The organism is Brevundimonas vesicularis (assembly GCF_027105095.1).
Lineage (GTDB): Bacteria > Pseudomonadota > Alphaproteobacteria > Caulobacterales > Caulobacteraceae > Brevundimonas > Brevundimonas vesicularis_E.
The window spans coordinates 2,657,333-2,679,696 of sequence record NZ_CP114278.1 but is presented as its reverse complement, the minus strand read 5'-3'; the positions used below and the strand labels follow the sequence as shown (position 1 = coordinate 2,679,696).

At 63.6% G+C, this 22,364-nt stretch carries 17 protein-coding genes and 2 pseudogenes; 10 read left to right on the top strand and 9 right to left on the bottom strand.

The window, feature by feature from the left end; translation table 11 throughout:
- Nucleotides 1-98 precede the first annotated feature (98 nt).
- From O2K97_RS13385 to O2K97_RS13370, 4 genes are all read left to right on the top strand, one after another.
- On the top strand, nt 99-392 hold the full coding sequence (locus O2K97_RS13385; RefSeq protein WP_249750280.1) for a putative quinol monooxygenase: 294 nt from the start codon (nt 99-101) through the stop codon (nt 390-392).
- Nucleotides 393-503: 111 nt separating this feature from the next.
- Nucleotides 504-923: a GlcG/HbpS family heme-binding protein gene (locus O2K97_RS13380; protein WP_249750281.1), complete on the top strand. Its 420-nt coding sequence runs from the start codon at nt 504-506 to the stop codon at nt 921-923.
- A gap of 332 nt (nt 924-1,255) precedes the next feature.
- Nucleotides 1,256-2,395, top strand: coding sequence for a glutathione-independent formaldehyde dehydrogenase (locus O2K97_RS13375; protein ID WP_269219638.1), 1,140 nt, complete (start codon nt 1,256-1,258; stop codon nt 2,393-2,395).
- A 24-nt stretch (nt 2,396-2,419) separates the two neighbouring features.
- Nucleotides 2,420-2,989 carry a type 1 glutamine amidotransferase domain-containing protein gene (locus O2K97_RS13370; RefSeq protein ID WP_249750285.1) on the top strand — a complete coding sequence of 190 codons (570 nt, stop codon included), beginning with the start codon at nt 2,420-2,422 and terminating at the stop codon, nt 2,987-2,989.
- 256 nt (nt 2,990-3,245) lie between these two features.
- Here O2K97_RS13370 and O2K97_RS13365 read toward each other — a convergent pair whose 3' ends face one another.
- The 4 genes from O2K97_RS13365 to O2K97_RS13350 form a co-directional block, all read right to left on the bottom strand.
- The gene (locus tag O2K97_RS13365; protein WP_314123113.1) at nt 3,246-5,837 is read right to left on the bottom strand and encodes an excinuclease ABC subunit UvrA; all 2,592 of its coding nucleotides are present in this window, start codon (nt 5,835-5,837) and stop codon (nt 3,246-3,248) included.
- 463 nt (nt 5,838-6,300) lie between these two features.
- Nucleotides 6,301-7,410 carry an S-(hydroxymethyl)glutathione dehydrogenase/class III alcohol dehydrogenase gene (locus O2K97_RS13360; RefSeq protein WP_088582808.1) on the bottom strand — a complete coding sequence of 370 codons (1,110 nt, stop codon included), beginning with the start codon at nt 7,408-7,410 and terminating at the stop codon, nt 6,301-6,303.
- A gap of 215 nt (nt 7,411-7,625) precedes the next feature.
- Entirely contained in the window at nt 7,626-7,916 is a 291-nt protein-coding gene (locus tag O2K97_RS13355) for a metal/formaldehyde-sensitive transcriptional repressor (protein ID WP_184279026.1), read from the bottom strand.
- 200 nt (nt 7,917-8,116) lie between these two features.
- Entirely contained in the window at nt 8,117-9,106 is a 990-nt protein-coding gene (locus O2K97_RS13350; RefSeq protein WP_249750287.1) for a zinc-dependent alcohol dehydrogenase family protein, read from the bottom strand.
- 138 nt (nt 9,107-9,244) lie between these two features.
- Here O2K97_RS13350 and O2K97_RS13345 point away from each other — a divergent pair, with 138 nt between their 5' ends.
- The 4 genes and pseudogenes from O2K97_RS13345 to O2K97_RS13330 all read left to right on the top strand — a co-directional run.
- Nucleotides 9,245-9,823: a TetR/AcrR family transcriptional regulator gene (locus tag O2K97_RS13345; protein ID WP_249750288.1), complete on the top strand. Its 579-nt coding sequence runs from the start codon at nt 9,245-9,247 to the stop codon at nt 9,821-9,823.
- Between the two features lie 75 nt (nt 9,824-9,898).
- A complete protein-coding gene (locus tag O2K97_RS13340) occupies nt 9,899-10,729 on the top strand; it encodes an aldo/keto reductase (protein ID WP_249750289.1) in 831 nt (276 codons plus the stop codon).
- 6 nt (nt 10,730-10,735) lie between these two features.
- Nucleotides 10,736-10,945, top strand: a complete 210-nt coding sequence (locus tag O2K97_RS13335; RefSeq protein ID WP_249750290.1) for a TMEM175 family protein — start codon at nt 10,736-10,738, stop codon at nt 10,943-10,945.
- Nucleotides 10,946-11,469: 524 nt separating this feature from the next.
- Nucleotides 11,470-11,571, top strand: a pseudogene (locus O2K97_RS13330) (integrase); the annotation flags it as partial.
- A gap of 47 nt (nt 11,572-11,618) precedes the next feature.
- Here O2K97_RS13330 and O2K97_RS13325 read toward each other — a convergent pair.
- The 5 genes and pseudogenes from O2K97_RS13325 to O2K97_RS13310 form a co-directional block, all read right to left on the bottom strand.
- Nucleotides 11,619-12,188, bottom strand: a complete 570-nt coding sequence (locus O2K97_RS13325) for a TetR/AcrR family transcriptional regulator (protein WP_249750291.1) — start codon at nt 12,186-12,188, stop codon at nt 11,619-11,621.
- A gap of 116 nt (nt 12,189-12,304) precedes the next feature.
- Nucleotides 12,305-13,743, bottom strand: a pseudogene (locus O2K97_RS13320) (IS1182 family transposase).
- 155 nt (nt 13,744-13,898) lie between these two features.
- Nucleotides 13,899-14,216 (bottom strand): excalibur calcium-binding domain-containing protein, encoded by a 318-nt coding sequence (locus tag O2K97_RS15750; RefSeq protein WP_409516146.1) that lies wholly within the window; start codon nt 14,214-14,216, stop codon nt 13,899-13,901.
- A gap of 116 nt (nt 14,217-14,332) precedes the next feature.
- Entirely contained in the window at nt 14,333-15,496 is a 1,164-nt protein-coding gene (locus O2K97_RS13315; protein ID WP_249750293.1) for a site-specific integrase, read from the bottom strand.
- A 383-nt stretch (nt 15,497-15,879) separates the two neighbouring features.
- On the bottom strand, nt 15,880-17,235 hold the full coding sequence (locus O2K97_RS13310; RefSeq protein WP_269219636.1) for a metallophosphoesterase: 1,356 nt from the start codon (nt 17,233-17,235) through the stop codon (nt 15,880-15,882).
- Nucleotides 17,236-17,484: 249 nt separating this feature from the next.
- Between O2K97_RS13310 and O2K97_RS13305 the strand changes: the two genes are divergently transcribed.
- Nucleotides 17,485-19,722 (top strand): TonB-dependent receptor, encoded by a 2,238-nt coding sequence (locus O2K97_RS13305; RefSeq protein WP_269219635.1) that lies wholly within the window; start codon nt 17,485-17,487, stop codon nt 19,720-19,722.
- Nucleotides 19,723-20,320: 598 nt separating this feature from the next.
- Nucleotides 20,321-22,354, top strand: coding sequence for a TonB-dependent receptor (locus O2K97_RS13300; RefSeq protein ID WP_269219634.1), 2,034 nt, complete (start codon nt 20,321-20,323; stop codon nt 22,352-22,354).
- Nucleotides 22,355-22,364: the final 10 nt, after the last annotated feature.

Sequence of the window (22,364 nt, the reverse complement as noted above, 5' to 3'; positions counted from 1 at the left end):
GGCGGGGCCGCGTGTGCTCCGCCTATGGGGAACGTACCGGCCCGCTCGTCCGTTACTTTGCCGAATGATATCTGTCCGTTTTACTCGAGGAGTCAATTATGCCCAAACTTGCCCTGTATGTACCGCTGAAGGCCAAGCCCGGAAAAGAGCGCGATGTCGTCGATTTCCTGACCTCGGCATTGCCGCTCGTTCAAGCTGAGCCGGGCACTCTGACCTGGTATGCGATCGAGGAAGGTCCCGGTGCGTACGCGATCTTCGATACGTTCGACACAGAGGAGGATCGGCAGGCCCATCTTGACGGCAAGGTTGCCGCCGCACTGATGGAGAAGGCAGAAGAACTGTTCTCTGAACCGCCGCAGATTCACAAGTTCACTCTGCTGGCTGCGAAATAGCGGAGCGATCGGCACCCTAGCGCGTCGCTCTCATCGCCCGCGTGGGGGGTGGACCCGGGCGCGGCGGCGTGCGTTGAGCGGTGTTCCACGAACTGACCACGGAGACACACCATGCGCACTACCCAAACGCTCGACCTGAACGACGCGCGGACCATCATCGATGTGGGGATCGCGGAGGCCGAGCGGATCGGCAACCCGATGAACATCGCGGTGGTGGACGCGGGCGGCTGCCTCCTAGCGTTCGCGCGGATGGACGACGCGTGGCGCGGCAGCGTCGACATCGCGATCGGCAAGGCGTGGACGGCGCGCGCGTTCGACGTCGAGACCAAGGCGCTGGCGAAGCTCGCCCAGCCGGGCGCCGACTTCTACGGCATCCATGCCTCTAACGACGGCAAGGTGATGATCTTCGCCGGGGGCGTGCCGATCAAGGAGGGCGAGACGGTGATCGGCGCGGTGGGCGTGTCGGGCGGCACCGGCAAGCAGGACCAGGGCGTGGCCGAGGCGGCGGCGCAGGCGTTGGCGGGCGGCTGAGCTTTGGAGCGCGGTGCCGGGCGCGACGGCGCTGGCTCAGTCACGGCGGTTCAGTCGACGGCGGCGGCTCGGGCGCCGGGCGCGCCTCCCGCGCGGCGCGGGTCGCTTCCGTTTGGCGCGTTATTGGGCGGTTCTGGTCCGGTCATTCAGAAAACCGCCGTGAATCGATCCCGGGATGGCTCTACGGGAAGGAACCTCTCAGGTAGCAGATGGTTCAGGAAACTGAGATCACTTCGAAGGGTGCGATGTCCTCCGCCGTTGCGATGGACCGGATCATTACCAAGCTCTCGATTTGATGACGCGTTGAGAAGAGCTGCGAAAGGAAAAGATCCATGAAAGCTGTCGTGTACAACGGGCCCAAAGATGTTTCCGTCAATACCATCGATGATCCCAAGATCGAAAAGCAGACCGATGTTATCATCCGGCTGACCACGACCAATATCTGCGGGTCGGACCTTCACATGTATGAGGGCCGCACCAGCTTTGAGAAGGGCAAAGTTTTCGGTCACGAAAACCTTGGCGAGGTCATCGAAGTCGGCGCTGCCGTAGATCGCATCAAGAAGGGCGATCGCGTGTGCATGCCGTTCAACGTCGGTTGCGGTTTCTGCGAAAATTGCGAACGCGGTTTGACGGGTTTCTGCCTCACGACCAACCCTGGAACCGCCGGCGCAGCGTATGGCTTTGCCGAGATGGGTCCGTGGCAGGGTGGTCAGGCCGAGTTGATGCGCGTTCCCTATGCGGACTTCAATTGTCTGAAGCTGCCTGAGGACGCTGAGGAGAAGGAGGATGACTATGTCATGCTCTCCGACATCTTCCCCACCGGTTGGCATGGCGTCGAACTGTCGGGTTTCCAGCCGGGCGAAAGCATCGCGATCTACGGCGCCGGTCCGGTCGGCTTGATGGCCGCGCACTCAGCCGAAATCCGCGGCGCCTCTCAGATCTTCGTGGTCGATTCTCACGATGACCGCCTGAAACTGGCCGAGGCGATGGGCGCTATTCCGATCGACATGCGCAAGGGCGATCCCGCCCAGCAGATCCTTGACGCGACCGGCGGCCTCGGGACCGACCGGGGGGTCGAGGCGGTCGGGTATCAGTGTTGCGATCGCCACGGCAAGGAGCGCAGCAATTACACGATGAACTGCCTCGTCAAAAGCACGAAGGCCACCGGAGGCATCGGCGTCGTCGGCGTGTTCATTCCGGAAGACCCGAACGCGCCCGACGATCTCCAGAAGGAAGGCAAGATGGCGTTCGACTTCGGCAACTTCTGGTTCAAGGGCCAGAAGATCGGCACCGGCCAGTGCAATGTAAAGCACTACAACCGGCGACTGATGAAGCTTATCGAGCGAGACCGGGCCAATCCTGCCCAAATCATCTCGCACCGACTGCCGCTTGATCAGGCACCAGACGCCTACAAGCATTTCGACGAACGCGATGCTGGTTGGACGAAGGTCGTGCTCAAACCGGGTGCCTGACTTTCGACGGATAGGAAATAAATTATGACTTTGAAAGGCAAATCAGTTGCTATTCTGATCGCACCTCGTGGAACGGAAGAACCAGAATTCTCGAAGCCCAAGCAAGCTGTCGAGGACGCTGGTGGCAAAGTTACCGTGGTCAGTTTTGAACCGGGCAAGGCTCGCACAGTCAATGGCGATCTTGACGAGGGCGGCAGCTATACTATCGACAAGACGTTTTCCGAGGTCAAAGCCGACGATTTCGACGGGCTTGTTGTGCCCGGAGGGACTGTCGGTGCCGACAAGCTGCGCGGCAGCGACGAGGCGATTGGTTTCATCCGGGCTTTCTTCGATCAGAAGAAACCTGTCGCGGCTATATGCCATGCACCCTGGACATTGATCGAGGCGGGCGTACTCAAGGGTCGCACCTTGACGTCCTACTCGACGCTGAAGGTCGATATCGAGAACGCTGGCGGTGCATGGACCAATGAGGAAGTCGTGGTCGACAAAGGCCTTGTTACCAGCCGCGATCCCGATGATCTGCCCGCCTTCTGTACCAAACTCGTTGAAGAAATCGCAGAAGGTGGGGGCGCAGCGCTCCCAGCAGGGAGTTAAGACGGGGCGTTTCGACGAACCATGTGAGGACCCTCTCCCTGGAGAAGGTCCGCACAAAACAAGCGTTGCGGGTGGCCAGCGATTGGCCGTCCGCCACGCTGCGTAGCACACGGACACGGCGCACCTGGCGGGCATTCAAACCCTAAGCCGCGTCAACCGCGGTGACACATCGCCGGCTCCCGCTTCCAGATCCGACCCATTCCGCCGTGTGGTTGAGATGCACCTGGTCGAACGTGCGTTCGGCCAGATTTACGACCTACAGCGCCGCCTTGAGATAGCGGGCGGTGAGACTGCCTTTCGCTTCCGCAACGACGCCAGGGACGCCGCTGGCAACGATACGGCCCCCATCTTCTCCAGCCCCCGGTCCCAGGTCGATGATCCAGTCCGCCTGCGTGACGGCGCGCATGTCATGTTCGACGACTACGACGGTATTGCCGGCGTCTACGAGGCCCTGCAGGTGTTGCATCAGCCGGTCGCCATCGGAGGGGTGAAGCCCCGAAGTTGGCTCGTCGAGGATATAGATCGTGTTGCCGCGTTGAGCACGTTGCAGTTCAGTCGCCAGCTTGATGCGCTGCGCCTCCCCGCCAGACAGCTCGGTCGCCGGCTGACCGAGCCTCAGATAGCCAAGACCGATCTCCCGCAACACGTCGAGGGAGCGCATTACAGATGCCTCGCCAGCGAAGAAATCGCACGCATCGTCGACCGTCAGTTCGAGCACCTGGGCGATATTGCGCCCGTTCCATTCGACTTCGAGCGTTTGCGGGTTGTAGCGCGAGCCATGACAGGTCGAGCACGGGGCAAAAACGCTCGGCAGGAATAGCAGCTCCACCATGACGTATCCCTCGCCCTCGCACACAGGGCAGCGGCCTTGCGCGACGTTGAACGAGAACCTTCCCGGGCTGTAGTGCCGCCGGCGGGCGAGCGGCGTATCAGCGAAGATCCGTCGCACATGGTCAAACATGCCGCTGTAGGTGGATAGGTTCGAGCGCGGCGTGCGGCCGATCGGCTTCTGATCGACCCGCACCAACCTGCGAACATGCTCCATGCCTGCGACAATGCGTCCTTCAGTGTCGTTCTGCGCAACATCGAGCAGCGGATCGATATCCTCCTCATCAGCCGCGGGGGAGCCGCCGAGGTGTTCCGTGACGAGCTCGGGTAGCGCCTGACTGACAAGACTGGATTTACCCGATCCCGAAACGCCGGTGACAGCGGTGAAGCAGCCGATGGGAAACTCGACGTCGAGACCATGGAGATTGTTCCGTCTGATCCCTTCCAGGCGTAGCCATGCCTTGGGATCGCGCGGTGTGCGCTCACTGCGGACCGGCTCTGCGAACAGGTAGCGGCGGGTGATCGAACTCTCGACGTCGGCAAGCCCCTCTATCGGCCCGCTGTAGAGGACTTCACCGCCCTTTTCCCCGGCTCCTGGCCCGACATCGACGAGCCATTCCGCGCGGCGGATCACGTCGAGATCATGTTCGACGACGAACAGGGAGTTGCCCGCCGCCTTGAGACGCTCGAGGATGGTGAGCAAGGCTTCGCCATCTGCCGGGTGCAACCCTGCCGAAGGCTCGTCAAGCACATAGACCACCCCGAAAAGCTGTGACGACAATTGCGTGGCAAGCCGCAAGCGCTGCAGCTCTCCGGAGGAGAGCGTCGGCGTGCTGCGGTCGAGCGAAATGTAGCCAAGGCCAAGATCGATCAGCGGGTCCAGCCGCTCGATCAATTCGCAGGCAAGGCGTTGGGCGGCGATCCGCTTCTCGTCGGAGAGATTGGGCGTGCGGCGTACGTCGGGCGCGCTCTTGTGCGCAGAGCCGCCCGCCGCAACCCGTTGTTCGACCGCTGCATCGCGGGCCGCTTTTTCCAGAACATGGCCCTTTGAGGGGGCTGAGACCGCCCCATACGCGCCATGCGCGACGGGCATCAGCAAGTCCTTCAGCTTGAGCACCGTCAGGTCGCCGAACTCGGCAATGTCGAGGCCGGCGAATTTGACCGACAAGGCTTCGCGCTTCAGGCGCTTGCCGTCGCAGGTCGGGCAATCGCGGCCGATGATATATTGCGAGACGCGCTTCTTCATCAGCGCGCTTTTAGTGTTGGCGAAGGTTTCCAGCACATAGCGGCGCGCGCCGGTGAAGGTGCCCTGGTAGCTCGGCTCCATGCGGCGCTTGAGCGCCGCCCGGGTCTGTTCGGGCGTCAGACCCGCATAGACCGGCACCGTCGGCGCCTCTTCCGTGAAGAGAATCCAGTCGCGATCCTTTTTCGGCAGGTCGCGCCACGGCGTGTCGACGTCATAGCCGAGCGAAACGAGGATATCGCGCAGGTTCTGCCCATGCCAGGCGGTCGGCCAGGCGGCGATCGCCCGGTCGCGAATGGTGAGGCTGTCGTCAGGAACCATTGTCTCTTCGGTCGCGTCATATACGCGGCCGATGCCGTGGCAGGTCGCGCAGGCCCCCGCGACCGTGTTGGGGGAGAAATCCTCCGCATAGAGCATGGGTTGATGGCGCGGATATTCGCCGACGCGCGAATAGAGCATCCGCACCAGGCTGGAGAGCGTCGTCACGCTGCCGACCGAGGATCGCGCGTTGGCCGAGCCGCGCTGCTGCTGCAGCGCGACCGCAGGCGGCAAACCGTCGATCACGTCGACCTCCGGCACGCCGGCCTGGTCGATCAGGCGACGGGCATAGGGCGCAACCGATTCCAGATAACGCCGCTGCGCTTCGGCGTAGAGCGTGCCGAAAGCCAGCGATGACTTGCCCGAGCCCGATATGCCGGTGAACACCACGAAGGCGTCGCGCGGTACATCGACGTCAATATTTTTGAGGTTATTCTGGCGCGCGCCGCGAACCTGCACGCAAGCGGGCGGCCCCGTATGCCCATGATCGGTGGCCGGCGTCCTCGCGTGAATATCCTTGCTCTTCAATTCAGTCTTCCTGCCCTATACGCCCGTGCGCCCCGTGGTTCATCACAGTCGGGCGACAGATGAATGCATTTCCGACTCAATACGTCCAACGGCCAGGCTGGCCCGATGTTCGGCACCTTTGAAATATTTTTTCAGCATCAGACAACGGTTACGACAAAACCATTTTTCCCGTTGGGTCGCGCGACGAGACCACACACACTCCGCTGGTAAGCGCCTGGGCCAGGCGGACCTGGTCAGTGCCGCTATCGGCATGTAACGACCGCACTTCGGCCCCTGTTACCGCATCGCGACGCGTTGCCCATTTGCCAGAGCGCGCGTCATCATGGCCGGGGTCGGGCCATGATGACGGGCGAGTTGTCGATTCGAGCGCTTCGCGCCGCTTTGGATCGATGGGTCAGTAGTGAATGACCGAGCGGATCGACTTGCCTTGATGCATCAGTTCGAAGGCCTCGTTGATCTCCTCCAAACCCATCGTGTGGGTTACGAACGGGGCCAGATCGATATCGCCTCTCATCGCGTCCTCGACCATGCCGGGGAGCTCAGTCCGTCCCTTGACGCCACCGAAAGCGGACCCCTTCCATACGCGGCCCGTGACGAGCTGGAATGGGCGGGTGGAGATTTCCTCGCCCGCGCCGGCAACGCCAATCACGATCGACTGACCCCAGCCACGGTGCGCTGATTCAAGCGCGGCGCGCATGACGTGGACGTTGCCGATGCACTCGAAGGTATGATCGATGCCCCAGCCCGTCATCTCGATCAGCACTTGCTGGATGGGCTTGTCATGGTCCTTGGGGTTGATGCACTCGGTCGCGCCGAACTGGCGCGCCAGCTCGAACTTGGACGGATTGGTGTCGATGGCGATGATGCGACCCGCCTTCGCCTGGCGCGCACCCTGAATCGCCGCGAGGCCGATGCCGCCGAGGCCGAACACGGCAACCGAGTCTCCGGGCTGGACTTTGGCGGTATTGTGGACTGCGCCGATGCCGGTCGTGACGCCGCAGCCGAGCAGGCAGACATGTTCGGGGTTTGCCTCGGGATTGATCTTGGCGAGCGAGACTTCGGCGACGACAGTATATTCACTGAAGGTTGAACAGCCCATGTAATGATAGAGAGGCTGACCATTGTACGAAAAGCGGGTGGTCCCATCGGGCATCAAGCCCTTGCCCTGCGTTTCGCGGACAGCGACGCACAGGTTGGTCTTGCCCGACAGGCAGAAGTCGCACTTGCCGCACTCGGCAGTGTAGAGCGGAATCACGTGATCGCCCGGCACGACGCTGGTGACGCCTTCGCCGACCTCGACAACGATGCCCGCGCCCTCGTGGCCCAGAACCACCGGGAAAACACCCTCCGGATCACTCCCCGCCAGCGTGTACGCGTCGGTGTGGCACACACCGGTGTGCGTCACCCGTATGAGGACTTCGCCTTTCCGGGGTGGGGCGACATCGATCTCGACGATTTCGAGTGGCTTGCCCGCCTCGAAGGCTACAGCGGCGCGAGATTTCATGTTGGGATACCCTCGTTGGACTAAACTGATTGCTGGCGCGAGGCTGTTGCGTCAGCGCAAATTCGTCGACATTCTCATACTGGCAGGGAGTATGTTTATCATACTCCCCAGCAGTATACAAGAGGTGTCCTGACGAGGATCTCAAACCAGAGAAGGCAGCAGGGGCTGGCTTCTGAGTGCGGGAGGACACGGGCAGGAAAATGAGCCTGAAATCGTCATTTGAGATAAGTACGCAGAATCTTCATTACGCCCTCCACGCCGTCATCGTGCTCGCCACCTGCGCCTCCGACGGCCCGATCCGCGCCCGCACCGAATGTTTCCCTGAGATGGCTCTGCATCACTTCTGCCATCAGTCCATTTGTCGCACCGCGCATGGCGACAATTTGCTGCAGCAGGGGAGCGCAATCGGCCCCCGCTTCGATCGCGCGTTCCAGAGCGTCCGCCTGACCCTTGATGCGCCGCAAGCGTGTGATGGCTCGCTTCTTGTCCTCTGATGAATGTGGCATCGCGTTTTCCCGAGAAATCGCTCCAGCATACTATACAGGGGGGGAGTTTCAATCCTGCACAGAGCTGGGCGTTTTTCTGATCGGGCGAGGTTGCGGTCATGCTCTCAAGCCTTCGCCACGAGCAGCTTTGGCATGGGCTCCGAGGGTCCGATTCTCTGTCGGGGAAGGGGGAGCGATCGCTCACTCCCCCGGTATGCCGGTCAGACCGTAACGACGACCTTGCCGATCTGGTCGTTCGATTCGAGGAAGCGGTGAGCGTCCTGGATGGCGTCGAGCGGGAAAGTGCGCGCGATCCGCGGCTTGAGCGAGCCCGATTCCAGACCCGCCACGATGAACGCCTTGGCGCGATCGAGGGCGGCATCGTCCGAGACAATCTCGCTGTAGAGATACCCCTTGAGCGTGAGGCTCTTGCCCAGCACGGAGAACAACGGGAACGGCGTCGGTTCGCCGCTGAGCGCGCCATATTCGAGCAGGATGCCGCCGCGTGCCATGCTCTCGGTCAGCGGCTCGAACGACGGGCCTCCGACGGGATCGAGCACCACGCGCGCACCCTGACCATCGGTTATCTCCATCACCCTCGCTACCAGATCCTCTTCCCCGGTCGCGACGACATGATGTGCACCGGCATCGATCAGGGCCTGGCGCTTGGCGCCGGTACGCGTCGTCGCGATTACCGTCGCGCCGACCATCCGCGCAATCTGGAAGGCAGCAAGGCCGACGCTGCTGGAGGCAGCAGTGACGATGACGAAATCGCCCTCGCCGAGTTTCGCCTGCTCCACCAGCGCACCCCAGGCGGTGACATACTGCATCCATACGGCCGCCGCTTCCTCGAACGACAGCGCCGCAGGATGCTTGACGACGAGGCGGGCGGGCACGTTTGCGACCTCGCCATAAGTGCCCCAGCGCGCGATATCGAGTGGGGGAATGACGCTGACGGCTTCGCCTTCCGCAAACCCGGTAACGTCCGCACCGACCGCAGCGACAGTGCCGGCAGCCTCATAGCCAAGGCGGCTCGGGAACTCGGCTTCCTGAAGGTAGGCATGGTTGCGGAACATCACCTCGGCGCGGTTTATGCCTATCGCCTTCACCGCGATCTGCACTTCGTCGGCCGCGGGCGCGTGGACTGCCACATCTTCAATCCTGAGGACGCTGGCGTCGCCATATTCGTGGATACGGACGATGCGGCTCATGGGAGACTCCTTGATTATTGAATGACCGTTCTGTAAGGTAGCGGACCACCAGTTTCAAGATATTATTTATCGATCGTTCCATATCGTGCACCAGAGATGACAGAGACGAAAGCCCGTCGCCGCGCAGGTCGCCCACGTGTGTTCGACACTGACGCTGCGCTCGACAAGGCGGTGCGGCTGTTCTGGCAGCGCGGCTACGAGGCGACATCGATGGCCGATCTGGTGGCGGAGACTGGCGTCGCCGCCGCCAGTCTCTATGCAGCGTTTGACAACAAAGCGGGGCTGTTTGCGGCGGTGATCGAGCGCTACGCTGCGACGTTTAGCGTCCACCTCTACGCACCCATCAACGATCCGGCGTTGTCCACCTACGAGGCCGTCAAAGGCCTGCTGGATCGAGCGGCGTCATCATTCTCGGAACCTGGAACGCCGGCCGGCTGCTTCATGTATTCGGCAGCGGCAGCCGTTTCGCCGGCGTCCGCCGCCATCGAATGCCTGCTGCGCGACAAGCGTATCGCGGCGGAGGCCCTCCTGATCGAGCGTCTGCAACGCGGCGCCGCGCAGGGCGAGCTCGCGGCCAACACCGATCCGGCCGTGCTAGGCAAATTCATCAATACTGTCATGGAAGGCATGTCCGTTCAGGCGCGCGACGGCGCTACGATCAACGAACTGCTCTCCATCGCCAAAATGGCACTCGATCGATGGCCTGCCGCGATATGACCGTTACATGGTGGTCATCTGCCAATCCGCCTCCCGCGACCGAACAGTCGAACTGATCTAATAGGACGGATGCACATGAAACACGTGACATTGCCCGGCGGGGAAGTGGTTCCTTCAATGGGTCAAGGCACCTGGAAGATGGGTGAGCGTGCCGAGCGGCGATCCGATGAAATTGCCTCGCTGCGCGCCGGTGTCGAGCTGGGTATGACGCTCGTCGATACAGCGGAAATGTACGGCGACGGTGCGGCGGAAGTGCTGATCTGCGAAGCGCTCGGCGACCGTCGCGACGAGTTGTTCCTCGTCAGCAAGGCGTATCCACAGAACGCATCGCGCTCCCGCCTTACCGGTGCGTGCGAGGCGAGCCTGAAGCGGCTCGGCACTGATCGGCTCGACCTCTATCTGCTCCACTGGCGGGGATCGGTGCCGCTCGCTGAGACGGTGGAGGCAATGAAGGCGCTGAAATCGGCAGGGAAGATTCGGCATTGGGGTGTCAGCAACCTCGATACCGACGATATGGACGAGCTTGTCGCTGCGGGCGGAGATGGCTGCGTGACCGATCAGATCCTCTACAATCTCGTCCGTCGAGGCCCTGAGTTGGACCTGTTGCCGTGGCTCGCCGAGCATAAAGTGCCAGCGATGGCGTATAGTCCCGTCGAGCAGGGACGACTCTCAAGCCATCCCGCTCTCGAAAAGATCGCAGCCGAGGTCGGTGCAACCCCTGCCCAAGTGGCACTCTCCTGGACGTTGCGGCACGATGGCCTCATCGCCATCCCGAAAGCGAGTTCGATCGCACACGTGCGGGAGAACCGCGCGGCCGCGGATATCGTCCTCTCAGACGCCGACATTGCGACACTCGACGCGGCATTTCCCCGCCCAGCGGACCGACGCCCGCTCGAAATGCTGTAGCGGCAGATGGCGATCTTCTCTCTCGAAGGAACCGAACGCAAATCGGATCGCCTTGAGGCGTTCATGGACGCGGTACTTGCGATCGCGTTCACCCTTCCTGTGGTCGAGTTGCACGCGCCGAAACCGGAGGAGGGCGACCTCGCAGCGGCGTATCTGAAGTTGGCGCCGGAGTACGGCGCCTACGTTCTCAGCGTGGTCCTGATCGGCCTCTACTGAGCGTACAGCCATTTCAGTGGCAAGCTGCTGGAGAAGACCGACCACGGCTACAATCTGCTGAGCATCGGCTTTCTGGCTGCCGTCAGCATCACTCCGTTTCCTGCGCGACCGTTGGTCGAACACCTCGGCGGAGATGCGGAGAGTACCACCGCCGCCCTATGGTATCTGGGCGTAGCAGCGACACCGGCGACTTGGTGGTTTCTTCGTTGGGTATACGCCACCGCGAGAGGTCTTCCCGATCGAAGGCTGACCGAGGCTTATCTTCGCCGCCTTACCATCAAATATGGCCTAACTGCCGCTGCCTATTGGGCGGCATTCGGCTTGGCACTCTGGAATTGGCGTGCTGGACTGATCGCCGCGGGGATCGTGACGTTGAGCTACATCGTTCCGCCAGCAAAGCCCACCTACAAGCCAGACTAGGAACCGGAGAATGGCTGAGGCTGGGTATTGACCCGGCACGGTGGATGCTGACTTCGGTTAATCAGTCCAGGATTTTGTCAATCGTGATCGGTAAGGACCGCATCCGCTTACGCGACCTTGCGATGTTTAACTGTGCACTGGATGCAAAGCTCAGAGCCTGTGATCTGGTGAAGCTCCGCGTCAGTGACGTCGCGCCTGGCGGCTCAGCGGACCCGGCGTTCGTCCGCTAAGAGTGGAAAGCGGACTGGCGTTCTCAAGTCGCTGGCATGAGGAAAGCAGCAACCGCTGAACGGAGTTGCTCGCGCATTACGACGGCGCGTTCGTGGCTGAGGTCAAACTTACTGTTCAGATCGCGGGTGATGGCCATACCGGCGAGAAAGCCCATAAGCAGGCGCGCACGGACATCTGCGTCCTCGCCCCCGATCCATGCTTCAAGGTCGCGAAAGCCTTGGTCACCCAACGCTTCATCGATGAGGCGTTTGGCCTTATCTGATCCAGCGGAGCGCATCAGAACGAGCAAGTCGCGCAGCACCCTTCCGCCATTTGGAACCGCCAGAACATCATCCGTCACGCGCTCAGCGAAGCTCTCACGATCTCCCCAGCGACGCTGCCAGTTCACGCTCCCAGATTTGATCACTTCGACGAAAAGCTCGTCCTTTCCACCGAAGTATCGGCTGATCAGCGAATAGTCGACGCCCGCGCGCGCTCCAATAGAGCGGACTCCGACCGCCTCGAAACCCTCCTCAGCGAAGAGGTCCAGCGCAGCCCGAAGGATCGCGTGTCGGGTAGCTTCGGCATCGCGCGTTGGAGTGGTGGTGGTCATAAGCCATCTATAGCGGAACTGATCTAACTATGTCCGCAACGGGTCGAGGCCGTGTAAAAACGCGCCGAGCTGGGAGGGAACGGCGGAGGCCTCAAGGCGCGAAGTATCTCCTTCTCTCAGGCCCTGATCGCTTCCATCAGGGGCTTGGTTCCCAGCACCGCCATCACGCGCTTCATGTTGTAGGCGAGGATGTGGAGGCTGATCTCGGTCTTCACGTTGGGCAACCGCTTCATCAGGAAGTGAGTGTGGCCCATCCAGGCCTTGATCGTTCCGAACGGGTGTTCGACCAGCCGTCGTCGGGTGCGCATGGCGCGCGGGGCTAGGTCCGTTCGGGCCTGAAGCGCGTCGATCACGCCCTCATGCTCCCAACGGGTGACGCGCCGCTCAATGCTTGGCGTGCATTGGCTCTTGAGCGAGCAGCCGGCGCAACTGGCCCGGTCCCCGTATCGGTGCAGGGTCATGCCCTTCTCGACGGGCGTCATGTGGCGCGGCAGCAGCGCGCCGGCCGGGCAGCGGTAGACGTCCTGATCGGACAGGTAGACGAAGTCCTGTTTGCCGAAGCGGCCTGCCGCCTTGGCGCCTGACGTCAGGGGCTTGGGCACGAAGGGCGTCACGCTCATGGTCTCGCAGGCGAGGATCTCCTCGCCGGAGAAGTAGCCCCGGTCGGCCAGCACATCGAGCGTCTCCACGCCCATGGCGTCCTTAGCCTTCGCCGCCATGGAGGCCAGTTGCTCCCGGTCGCTTCCCGTCATCACCACCTCGTGGGCGACGATCAGGTGATGCTCGCCTTCGACGGCGGACTGGACGTTGTAGCCGACGATGCCGCTCCCCGGCCCGACGTGGCCATGGATCTGGCGTCGGGATCGGTCAGGGAGACCTGGCCGTCCGGCGACGCCTCGACCTCGGCCTCCATGGTCTTGAGCATCGCCATCTGGGCGCGCAGCCGATCGATCTTCTCGACCAGCCGTCCGGACCGCGCCTCGGCGGCCTCGCCCTCGTGACGATCCGCCGTGTCCAGGTCCTGCAGATAGCCGGTGATGTGCTCGGCAACCTGCTCAATCCGCCGCTTCAGCTTGTAGGCGGTGAAGTTGCGATCCCGGGTGTTCACTGCCTTGAACTTCGACCCGTCGATGGCGACCAGGGCCGCACCGAACAGGCCCAGCTGCCGGCACAGCACCACGAACTGGACGCAAGCCGCCTGGATCGCCGGGCCGTTCTCGCGGCGGAAGGCGGCGATGGTCTTGTGGTCCGGAGCCAGCCGCCCCGTCAGCCACATCGGCTCGACGTTGCGCTGCGCCTCGCGCTCCAGCCGCCGGCTGGACTGCACCTTGTTCAGGTAGCCATAGACATAGAGCTTCAGCAGCATGGCCGGGTGATAGGCCGGCCGGCCCGTCGTCGCCGGCGTCATGCCGACGAAGCCCAGCCCCCTGAGGTCCAACTCATCGACAAAGACATCGACGACCCGAACCGGATTATCCTCGGCCACATAGTCGTCGAGACATTCGGGAAGCAGCGTCGGCTGCCGGCGATCGGCACCCTGAACGAAGCGGCTCATACCCACCTCCTGCTGACATCAGGAAGGTTAAACGAATTTGCTCAAGCTGGAGGCGTTTTCACACAGCCTCGACCCGTTGCGGACGCTCACCTAGGTGTGTTGCCGAGGTCCGGTTTCCGGCGGTGAGTGAATGACCGCTACTGGCGCAAAGCGGATCAATAGCCGCCACGCGGCGGCTCGCAGGCGAGGCCGTCACCATCGCCGTCCATCCAGGAGCGATATGAGGGATCCCAACTGGGGATGTCTTTTCGGCCGGCTGCCCGCACGGCCGTGCAGCCGCTGTAATGCTGATCGGTCGTGCGCACTTTGACATATGACGCGACTGCTGCGCGAGGAGCTGATGGCGTGATCGCGAACCAGGTCAGGGCAAAAGCCACAACAGCGGTTAGGCCGACGACGGCAGCAAAAGGTAGCTGGAAGGGGCGAGCAGGGGGCGCTTGCCGGTGAGATCTATGGGGCGATTTTCGGCGCATCAGCACACGATGCTCGCTGAAGGTTGAGCGGCCGTTACGATGTTGATCGGCGTTCTCTGACATCGCCAGGGCGACCGTCAATCGAGGTGAGAGGGCTATCTGGAGGTGGCCCAGCTTCACCCCAGCGCTGACGCCAGCCGTCCCGCGATCCGCGTCGCCGCTTCTCTCACCGGGTGGTCGGCAAGGTGCGCATACCGGGCGGTGGTCTGAACCTGAGTGTGTCCCAATAGCTTGCCGATCATCGGCAAGCCTTCGCCCGCCAAGACGCCGTCCGACGCATAGGTGTGGCGAAGGTCGTGAATGCGAACGTCTTCCAGGTTGGCAGTCTTACGAATGCGCCGCCACGGATGCTGGAGATCGGTGAGGTGGCTTCCTTCCAACTTGCCGACGATGACGTAGGGATTGCCGTCCACCTCAGGCAGCTTGCGCAGCAGTTCGACGACGGCGTCGCCCAGGTAGACCGTCTTCGCTCCGGTCTTGCTGTCCGGCAGCCGGAAGCGGCCAGCCCTGAAGTCGATATAGCTCCACTTCAATGTCTGGATTTCGCGCAGGCGGCAGCCGGTGAGCAGCAGCAGCCTGAAGGCGGCGACGGCGAAACGGCTTTCTGCGCCTGTGCGCTCGGCCTCTTGAAGGGCCGCGCCCAGGCGCTCGATCTCTTCGGGCGACAGGAAGCGCTCTCGCTTGCGCTCGGGGAAGGCCTTCACGTCGTCGCATGGATTGGTGCGCTTGTCCCGCATGCCCCAGACCTCGGCCAGGTTCATCATCTTGGAGAGAACGCCTAGGACCCGGTTCGATTGGTAGGGGGTATGGGCATACTTCCCATGCAACTCCGCCACGTCGGCAGAGGTCACTGTCCGAACCCTCTGTTTGCCGAAGAACGGATTGATGAAGAACTGAATGGCTCGCTTGTACTCGTACTCGGTGGTCGGCTTGCAGCGCACGGCGACATGTTCCTTGAGGAAGCGCGCTCCCAACTCCTGAACCGTCGCTGCCTGACGCTCCATGTCGCGCAACGTCGCTGGATCGGCCCCGCCGCCGCGAACGGCGCCCAGCATCCGGTTGGCCTCTCGTCGCGCGATCTCGGCCGTCACGACGCCATGCTGGCCCAGCGCCATGCGTCGCGTTCGGCCGTGCCGCCGATACTGGATCAGATAGAAGCGTTTGCCATTTGGCATCACGCGGACGCCGAAACCCGGCAACTCGCCATCGAAAATAATGTAATCTCTGGCGCGAGCCTCGAGGCGGTCCACCACGCGCTTGCTCAACTTCTCGCTGGCCATCTCCAAGTCCTTTTCTGACGATGTCGCCGCGTTTCAAGCCGGTTGTTCCGTGGAAGCAATATGGAAGCGGTTGGCGGAAAAGCAGGGCGAAATAGATCGCAGAAACGGTGAGTCAGAATGGCTGGGGCGTCAACAGAAAGTCAGGCATAGTAGGGGTTTAGCGTTCAATAAGAAGCGCCGTCGCGAGAAGTGAAAACTCTAAAAATCGTTCTCATAACCTGAAGGTCGTAGGTTCAAATCCTACTCCCGCACCCAGAATAACAAAAAGCCGCTGGATCATCGATCTAGCGGCTTTTTGGTTTCCAAGCCCGATCTACGCACCCTGTCCCCCGCACAAAGGCTTCAGACGCAGCCAAGCGGTCAGGTGTGTGGCGGCTGAGCCCTCAAAACTCCAGGAGCGCGGCGGCTGCAGCGCGTTTCACGGTCGCTTCAGCGATCGCTTCGAAACGAAGGTCCGTTACTCCGAAATACTCGCCTTGGTTCGTGGCGCACCAGTCGGTGGTAACGATGCGAACCTGATCGGCTTTCGGTGAAACCACCGCCGCATAAAGGAAGTCACCGCTACGGTCGGCCAGGGGCATCGCGCGGTCCTGATTGGCGCGAGGCATGACGCGTTCCAACTCTGCGCGTGACACCGTGGCGATCATCAGCTTGCCGTCAAAGCGGACGATGGAATCAAAATCGTAGCGGCTGACCGGCCCGGCCGGGACGCCGGTCCCCAGGGTGGTGTGGCCGATAAAGCCGGCGTCGGCCCCGGTCGCCTGGGCCAGTCCGGCGGCGACACGCCGTCCCGTATCGCCCAGCGACAGGGCGCGAGGGCTGCTTCCTAGAATGGTTCGCTCCTCATCGGTCAGATTGGCGGCGAGAGTCGCGGCGATCAGGTCCGCCAACGCAGGAGAGGCGGGGGCATCCCGCGCGACGGCGCGCGACTGCGCCGCGACCGAGCCGTCTGACAGGAACTCGGCTACCGTATAGGCCGCGGTCCAGGAACCGGTATGGACATAGGCGCTGCGGCCCTGGCGGTGCTGGAACAGCAGGTGGTTGTGACCGCCGACCATCAGGCTGCCGTCCGGCAGCAGCGGCAGGATATCCCGGTCGGCGGTCACCCCGGCGTGGCTCATGACCATGACGAGGTCGGCGTCGGCCAGAGCTCCGGCGAGATTGGCGCTCGCCCAGTCGGCGGCGACGGGGATCGACAAATGCTCGCGAGACGCCTTGGGATAGGTGGTCAGCGCATTGGTCGCCAGGCCTACGACCCGCAGCGAACGGCGGCCGAAAGGCAGGGTCGTGGACGCGTGAGCATAGCCGGCGCCCGTGCGCGTATCGCCGATGGTGCTGACAACCTGGATCCGCAGACCCTTCAGGCGCGCGACGACGTCAGCCAGGTCGGGGGTGAGGTCGTTGTCGTGATTGCCCAGGTTGAACACGGTGGGCGCGATCGCCGGCAAGGCCGCCAGGAAGGCCCAGTCGATCACGCCGCCAGACCGCGCGGCGACGACATTTCCGTGTTCGAAGATGTCGCCGTCAATGGCGATGACGTGCGGGACCGGGTTGGCGCGGACTTCGGTCTCGAAGGCGGCCAGCAACTGCGCGGTTCGCTCATAGGCCGAGTGCATGTCCGACACGGCGAGCACGCGGCCGATCACATGCGCCGGCTTCATGCCGATCAGCCCTGGCGTGATCGCCGTCGCCCCGGCGAGTTGAAGCAGCCGGCGACGGGAGGGCGTGACGAGAGGCATACGCGATCCAAACGATGTCGAGGAGGACGTGCGGAGCGAACTCACGCAGCTGTTCAGGTTCGCATTTCGGGCGCCCCAGCACAATGGCGCCGCACCCTGCAGCCCCCGCCCAAAGACAGATTGTCACACGGGTGTGGCCGCGTCTTCAAAGGTTCAAGAAACAGGTCCGCTCTGCACTGGCGGCCATGGCTGTGAAGCTTTACGGCCTCGCGCGACACGTCCTCCCCTGTCGCCAAGGAAATCTCGATCATGCTTCGCCAAGCCCTTCTGGCCGCCACCGTCAGCGGCATCGCCCTGTTGAGCGCCGGCTCGGTTCTCGCCCAGACGACGGACGCCGCCATTGAGCCCGCCGGCGTCGACGACATCGTCGTCACCGCCCAGCGCCGCAGCGAGAACATCCGCGACGTGCCGTTCGCCGTCACCGCCTTGAGCCCGCAGACGCTGCAGGAGGTTTCGGCCGGCGGCGCCGACATCCTGTCGCTGTCGGGCCGCGTGCCCAGCCTGCAGGTCGAAAGCTCGAACGGCCGTTACGCGCCGCGCTTCTACATTCGCGGCCTGGGCAATGTGGATTTCGACTTCACCGCCTCGCAGCCGGTGTCGGTCGTGCTGGACGACGTCGTGCTGGAGAGCGTCTATCTGAAGGGCTTTCCCCTGTTCGACGTGCAGCAGCTGGAGGTTCTGCGCGGCCCGCAGGGCACGCTGTTCGGCCGCAACACGCCCGCAGGCGTGGTCAAGATCGACACCGTCAAGCCGTCGGACGACTTCACCGGCTTCGGCTCGCTGACCTATGGCAACCTGGGTTCGACCCGGGCCGAGGCGGCCGTCACCCTGCCGGCGTCGGACACGCTTCAGGTGCGCGGCGCCATCCTGTGGAACCATCGCGACGACTGGGTGAACAATGCCTACAATCCGTCGTTCGCCAATCCCGACAAGGATGATCTGGGCGGCTTCGACGATCTGGCCGCGCGCGTTCACGTCGCCTGGACGCCGACCGATCGGCTATCGACCCTGCTGACGCTGCAGGCCCGCGACTATGACGGCACGGGCACGATGAACCGCGCCAACGCCCTGACCAAGGGCTCCAACAAGCTGAACGACAACTTCGACCGCGACACCGTCTATTACGACGGCGGCCGCAACAACTTCCAGAAGCAGAAGACGACGTCCGAATCGTTGAAGGTGGCCTATGACTTCGGTCCCGCCATCCTGACGGGCATCGTCGGCTCTTATCAGGGCTGGTCCCAGGGCGACGGCGACATCGACGGCGGCGTGGCCACCGCCCCGGCGACTGCTTCCTACAAGACCCCGTTCAACTCCGAGACCGGCACCCTTGCCAGCGACCTGCTGCAGAACACCTATGAGCTGCGCCTGGCCTCGAACGGCGACGGGCGGGTCGGCTGGCAGGTCGGCGCCTTCTATTGGGACGAGCGCTTCAACCTCGTCAGCGGCACGTTCAACGGCGTTGGCGGTCTGATCCCAACCAAGATCACCGATATCGTGCAGAAGTCCGATTCCTGGTCGATCTTCGGCCAAGGCAGCTACAAGGTGACCGAGGCGCTGAAGGTGACGGCGGGTCTGCGCTACACCGACGACAATCGCCACTACAACGGCCGGATCGTGGTCGGAACGCCGGTTGGCGGCCAGGGCGCCGTGTCGGTCGGGGACCAGCAGGTCAGCTGGGACGTCAGCGTGGTCTATCAGGTGAACGACGACCTGAACCTGTTCGCGCGCGTGGCCAAGGGCTATCGCGGCCCGTCGATCCAGGGCCGCAACCTGCCGGTCCTGACGACGGCGAACTCCGAGACCGTCATGTCCTACGAAACGGGTCTGAAGGCGCGGATGATGGACGGCCGGGCGCGCTTCAACGCCACCGCCTATGTCTATGAAGTCAGCGACATGCAGTTCACCGCCATCGGCGGTGCGGACAACTCCAACCGCCTGATCAACGCCAAGAAGGGCGAGGGATACGGCCTGGAGCTGGACGGCGACATCGATCTGGGCGCGGGCTTCAGCCTGGCGGCCGGCGGCGCCTGGAACCATACCGAGATCAAGGACAAGGATCTCTTGGTCGCCGTCTGCGGCTCCAACTGCACCGTGACCGATCCCATCGTCATGGTGGGCGCCACCCGTCGCGCCGCCATCGACGGCAATCCCTTCCCCCAGGCGCCGGAATACACCGCCAACCTGACGCTGAACTACGTCCGGTCGTTGGGGAACGACACCGAGCTGTTCGCCTCGACCGACTGGGTCATGCAGAAGAACTTCAACCTGTTCCTCTATGAATCGGTCGAGTTCATGCAGGACACGCATTTCGAAGGCGGGCTGCGCGCAGGCTGGCGTGATCTGTCGCGCGGTATCGAGGCCGCCGCCTACGTCCGCAACCTGACGGACGAAGAGAATGTGATCGGCGCCATCGACTTCAACAACCTGACGGCCTTCGTTAACGAACCGCGCACCTATGGCGTGCAACTGACCAAGCGGTTTTGATCCGCAGGTGCTGAGACGTCGTATCCGCAGGCTCGCGGACCGACGTCTCAGCACCGTCCACAGGCGGGACGGGGAAGTTGTCTCCCGACCGACGACATCTCGCGCGATCGCGTCGAGATAAGAGCATACCGCTCGTTCGACATAGGAGCGACTGGTCCGCTTGCGGACCGCCGATCGGGCGATCGTCCTTTCCTCTAGTGTTTCGATCAGGCCTGTCCCGCTGCTGATTCCGTCCGCCTGCATGGTGTCCGCGCCACCGACCTGCCCTGCATGTCCGGCATGCGGAAGCGCGCGCCGCCGCGCGGCCAAAGGTCCTGGAGACGGCGCAGAAGAGTGCGCTGTCAGGCGGCTTGGCCGCCCCACTCGACCGCCTAGCCTGTTCGGATCTTGAGGCGTCCCCTGCCATCTCACGCCCAAACTTGCGACCCGCGTCATCCAGAACCGGGACCAAATCCGCAGCATGCTATGCACGCCGATCTCACTGTGCCGGCGGAACAATGCGCTCACGCCCCGTATCGATGTGGTCTGGGCCTGACGATTCTTTTTTCTTTTTGAGGCCAGGCTTTGCCCTCGGGTGGCAAAGCCGTAGGGACGGCGCATGATCCAGGACGTTCCTCCCCCCGTCACGCCCACTGCTTTGCCCGAGATCGTCGTCACCGCAGCGCGTCTGCCGCCAGCGGCGGCCGATGCTGCGTTTTCCGTGGTGCGGATCGACGAGGCGGTGCTGTCCCGGTCGTCGCGTCTGGATGAGGCGCTACGGTCCGTGCCGGCGGTGTCGCTGTTTCGACGCACCAGCAGCGCGGCGGCCAATCCGACGACGCAAGGGATTTCGTTGAGGGCCATCGCGCCCTCGGGGGCGGGACGGACGCTGGTGCTGCTGGACGGCGTGCCGCTGAACGATCCGTTCGGGGGCTGGGTCATCTGGTCCCAGGCGACGCCGGAGTCTCTGGAGAGCCTGGACGTAATCCGGGGCGCGGGCTCGGGCCCCTATGGCGCGGGCGCGCTGACGGGCACGATCACCCTGCGTGAACGCGGGAAAGGCGGCGCGCTGGATGTGTCCGCGTCCGAGCGCGGCGGGTTGCGGGCGGCGGGCTCCGCCTCCAGCCGACTGGGACCTTTGGCGGTGACGCTGAGCGGCTTGCGCGAAGTCAGCGACGGCTATGTGCCGGTGCGCGGGCCGGCGGCAGGCGCCGCGGATACGCCGCTGGATCTCGACAGCCGAAGTGCAGCGCTGCGGGTCGATACGGCCTTGGGACAGGCGAACCTGTCGGTGCGGGCGGCGACCTGGGAAGACGATCGCGGATCGGGTCTGGCCGGAACGCGCGCCAACGCCAGCGGGCACAGCCTGAGCGCCACGGCGGCGCAGGCGCCGTCGGCCGACGGCTATGGCTGGCGGCTGCAGACGTGGCGGATCGACAGCAATCTGGCCAACAGTTCGGCCTCGGTGTCGGCCGATCGATCGACCACGACGCCCGCCAACAACCAGTTCAAGACGCCCGCGACGGGATGGGGACTGAACGCGGCGCTGCGCCGTCGCAGGGCGGATTTCGCGGGCGGACGGCTGGAGTGGGAGCTGGGCGCCGATGCGCGCTTCAACGACGGCGAGACCAACGAACTGTTCAGCAATCCGACGGGGGCAGGCTTCACCCGCATTCGGCGTGCGGGCGGGGAAACGGCGGTAGCCGGCGCCTATGTCGATGCGTCCTGGAGCGCGGCCGACTGGCTGGTCGCGGGCGGACTGCGGGTGGATCGGTGGGAGAATACCGGCGGATTCCGTCAGGAGAACACGCTGGCGACCGGCGCCGTCCTGCTGAATGAAAGCGATCCGGATCGGTCGGGCGAGGTGGTCAGCGCGCGCCTGGCCGTGCGGCGTGATCTGGGCGGCGGCTATGCGGCGCGGGCGGCGGCCTATTCCGGGTTCAGGCCCGCCACCTTGAACGAACTGCATCGGCCGTTCCGCGTCGGCAACGACATCACCGAGGCCAACGCCGCCCTGACGCCGGAAACGCTGACGGGCGTGGAGACGGGCTTGGCCTTCGACCGCGAGGGCGTGCGTTGGGGCGCGTCGGTGTTCTGGAACCAGATCGAGGACGCCATCGTCAATGTGACGATCGGGTCCGGGCCGGCGACCTTCCCGCGCGCCGGGTTCGTGCCGGCGGGCGGGGTGCTGCGCCAGCGCCAGAACGCCGGGACCATCGACGCCTGGGGCGTGGAACTGACGGGGGCGCTGGACCTGTCGTCAGCGGTGTCGCTGAACGCCGCTGCGTCCTGGACCGACGCCGAGATCGACGGCGGATCGTCCGCCGCGCAACTGACCGGCTTGCGTCCCGCACAGGCGCCGGAGTGGAGCGCCACGGCCGGGCTGGATTGGCGCGCGACCGATCGACTGACCCTGGCGCTGGCCGCACGTTATGAATCGAGACGGTTCGACGATGATCTGAACAGCCGGGTGCTGGACGCCGCCGTGACGCTGGATGCGCGAGGGGAGTGGGCCTTCACGCGGAACGCGACTCTTTGGATGGCGGCGGACAATCTGTTCGACGAGGATGTCGAGGTCTCGGAAACGGGCACGGGCGTCGCCGGATACGGCCCGACGCGAACGGTCAGCGTCGGGCTGCGGTTAAGCTATTGAGGGCGCTGAA